Origin of the sequence: Streptococcus oralis (genome assembly GCF_001579175.1) — a bacterium.
In the GTDB taxonomy this organism is placed as follows: Bacteria; Bacillota; Bacilli; order Lactobacillales; family Streptococcaceae; genus Streptococcus; species Streptococcus oralis_O.
Genome location: NZ_KQ970760.1, coordinates 353,989 through 357,236, shown reverse-complemented (window position 1 = coordinate 357,236; position 3,248 = coordinate 353,989). Strand labels below are relative to the sequence as shown.

The following is a 3,248-nucleotide window of genomic DNA, read 5'->3' as shown; positions in this document are numbered from 1 at the left end:
CCTTTGAAGTTTCTATAACATTATGAATATCTTCAGATTGTTCATTGTTTTTTGTTTCTTTATCTGCTACTACTTTTTCTTTATCAGAAATTCTTAAAGCATCTTCAGAACTAGTTGTATCTGCTAAAATCACCTCATTGGGGGCATATGCTGCTAAAATAACTGCAGCAGTAGTTAATGACAATACCGTACTTTTTTTCATTATAATTCCTTCATTTTTTATTTTAAATCCAATAGATAGAAAACTTTAACCTTGCTAGCCTTTGTTATAAAAAGTTTTATGACGTATTATCTAGTGGGATAGAGTAGTACATTTATATATAATTGTTAGCTCTCTGAAAAATAGTATATCAATTAAAAAAATTTAAGTCAAGAAAAATTAACCCTGGTTAATTTTTTTTTAATCCATGTTAACAAATGGTCTAGTCAATAAATTTTATAGTTAACTGGGTACAGTATAAACTCATTCGTGCCATCAAAAATATTATCAATCAACTGGAATAACTACCAAAATCGCAAAAAGGGGTATGGACAGAATTTATGCCTTAATAAACATGCAAAAACAACCGCAATAATTTTCAACGGTTGTTTGTAACATATTTAATTTTTAACTCTCATCCTATTTTATATCTTAAGAACCCGCACTTTCGTAAGCGTCCAAGCCCCTGTCCCAGAGTTTTAAAGAAATAACAAAGAAAACAAGGGAAATCAAAATCAACCCACTAATGTTAAAGAGCCCGTCTTTGTCCTGCAAGAAATAGCTGGCAGGATAGTAGGCCGTAAAGGCGAAAGGCACGATAAAGCTAATCAACCAACGAAGGAGCGAATTGTAAATGGAAATCGGGTACTTGGCAAAGTCATTAAACATATAGAAAATGTAAATCATGGCTCCTGACTGCTTGGTCCAAAAAGCGATACTGGCAGTCGCGATTTTCAAGGAAGTATAGATCAAGGTCGCAAAAGGAATGCAGACTAGAAAAATCAGGAATTTTGGAAGAGTCCAAGCAATGCTTGATACTGTTGTCCCTAGTAAAATTCCACCGACCAATAGTTCGCCCAGGGCATCAATCTGAAAGGTCTCAACGAGGATATGGAAGAGCGGATTGATAGGACGAGTCAGATACTTGTCAAATTCTCCCTTTCGCACCAGGCGCTGGCCTAGTGCCCAGAGATTGTCAAAAAAGAGATGGTCCAATCCCTTGGGAATTAAGGAAAATCCATAGATAAAGGCAATCTCTTGAAAGGTCCATCCTTCTAGGGATGGAATATGTTGAAAGATGACATTGAGAAACAAGAGGTTTAGGCCTTGAGTCAGAAAGACTCCCAACACACCTACCACAAAATCCACCTTGTATTCCATGATTTGTTTAATGTATTGTCTGATAAAAATCAGATGCATGCGTTGATATTTTTTCATACTAACCTCCCTGAATAGTGATGAATGACTGGACTCGTTTCCAAATCAGCTGAGACAAGCCAAGCATCACTAAGAGCCAGAAAAACTGCAAAGCGAGTGCCCGAAGAATCTGACTAGCATCGTATTTCCCAACAATAATCATAACCGGAGTGTAGATCAAAGATGAAAAAGGCAAGAAGGACAGAATATCTGAAACGATCTTTGGAAAGAAAGCCAAGGGAATCAAACTTCCAGACATAAAGGCCACTATAGAAGTCTTGAGTAGATTAGAGCCCCATAGATTTTTAAACACAAAGGCAGAAAATCCAAAGCAGATATTAAAGAAAAAGTTAATCAGATAAGCCAGAGTTAAGCTAAAGAGATAAAGGACAGTTAATCCCAGCACTTCTACAATACCTCGCCCAGATAAGATTTTCATCAAAACAATGACACTTAAAAATGGCAGTCCAACAGAGATAAAAATCAACCACTTGGAGCCAAGTTCGGTGAAAAGGTAAGAGGCCGCAAAATGCACTGGTCTCAGCAAGCGCATGATAATGGATCCATCCTTGACCTCCTCCCCAATCATAAAGGAGCTATCAGACCTGGTCAAAAGATTGGTCACAAAACTCATGATGATGTAGAGAGTGATATCTGCCATACTGAAGCCCTGAATCAAAGGCTCCTGGGAGGAGTCAAAGACTGCCTTCCAGAGATAAAAGGCCACAAAAGCCCCCATGACATCACCAATCCGATAGAGAATAAAGTTGACTCGATAGGTAATCAACTCCTGAATCCCTGCATTGATAAAGGGTTTATAACGTCTCAACAATTTGACCATCTTAGAGCTCCTTTCGATAGAAGCGACGGATAATATCCTCAATATCCGTATCTACCATCTTCAAATCGCGGATTTCAAAATCAGACAGGGTTTGCTTGATAATATCAGCCGACTGGTAGCGGGAACTATCGAATTCAATATTGAGACTGTTTCCTTGTCTATCAATGGTCATATCCGAAGAGCCTTCATAGTGAGAAAGGAGATGACTTTGACCTGGTAGCAGTTCAAAGGAAAGAGTCTTCATCTTGCCAAAGGTTTCCTTGAGCTGGCTAACCGTTCCATCAAAAATCTCCTGCCCCTTGTCAATCATAAAAATTCGATCACAGAGCTGCTCAATATCACTCAGGTCGTGAGTGGTCAAGAGAATGGTTGTCTCTTCCTCCTGATTGATTTGGGTGATAGCCCGACGAATATTATCCTTGACCGAAACGTCCAACCCAATGGTCGGCTCATCTAAAAAGAGAACTTTAGGATTGTGGAGTAAAGAAGCCGCAATATCCGCCCGCATCCGTTGACCCAGCGAAAGAGTTCGCACGGGATCCTTGATGAATTCCTTCAAATCCAAGACTTCATTCAAAAAATCCATTCGCTTATGGAAAAGCGAGTCTGGCACATCGTAAATCTCTTTCAAGACCGTGTAGGTTTCTTGCAGTGCCAAATCCCACCATAGCTGGGTGCGTTGTCCAAAAACAACTCCAATATCCTTGACATAGTCTTGGCGATTGTCCTGCGGAATCTTGCCATTGATCCGACAATAGCCCGATGTCGGCTTTAAAATCCCTGTCAGCATTTTAATGGTGGTCGACTTCCCAGCACCATTTGCACCGATAAATCCTAAAATCTGCCCTTTTGGAACTTCAAAAGTCAAATCCTTGACCGCTTCAAAGGTCTGCTTTTCAGGATGAATAAAGGAGCGCAAAGCCCCCTTTAAGCCCGGTTCCTTGACTGTCTTCACAAAATTTTTCTGAAGATGTTCCACTTCTATCATTGCCATATCTATCTCCCTATAGC

Annotated in this window: 3 protein-coding genes and 1 pseudogene; all 4 read right to left on the bottom strand. The window is 39.7% G+C overall.

The features are described from left to right. A pseudogene (locus SORDD24_RS11320) lies at window positions 1-202 on the bottom strand (peptidase); the annotation flags it as partial. Window positions 203-631: 429 nt separating this feature from the next. Continuing rightward, window positions 632-1,417, bottom strand: a complete 786-nt coding sequence (locus SORDD24_RS06070; protein WP_061408653.1) for an ABC transporter permease — start codon at window positions 1,415-1,417, stop codon at window positions 632-634. Between the two features lies 1 nt (window position 1,418). Further along, window positions 1,419-2,237 carry an ABC transporter permease gene (locus SORDD24_RS06065; protein WP_061408650.1) on the bottom strand — a complete coding sequence of 273 codons (819 nt, stop codon included), beginning with the start codon at window positions 2,235-2,237 and terminating at the stop codon, window positions 1,419-1,421. 1 nt (window position 2,238) lies between these two features. Then, on the bottom strand, window positions 2,239-3,231 hold the full coding sequence (locus tag SORDD24_RS06060) for an ABC transporter ATP-binding protein (protein ID WP_061408647.1): 993 nt from the start codon (window positions 3,229-3,231) through the stop codon (window positions 2,239-2,241). Between the last annotated feature and the right edge of the window lie 17 nt (window positions 3,232-3,248).

What these genes read in the sequence shown, in the direction of transcription:
- SORDD24_RS06065 (WP_061408650.1), bottom strand. Translation starts at nt 2,237, where the DNA reads ATGGTCAAATTGTTGAGACGTTATAAACCCTTTATCAATGCAGGGATT.
- SORDD24_RS06060 (WP_061408647.1), bottom strand. Translation starts at nt 3,231, where the DNA reads ATGGCAATGATAGAAGTGGAACATCTTCAGAAAAATTTTGTGAAGACA.
- SORDD24_RS06070 (WP_061408653.1), bottom strand. Translation starts at nt 1,417, where the DNA reads ATGAAAAAATATCAACGCATGCATCTGATTTTTATCAGACAATACATT.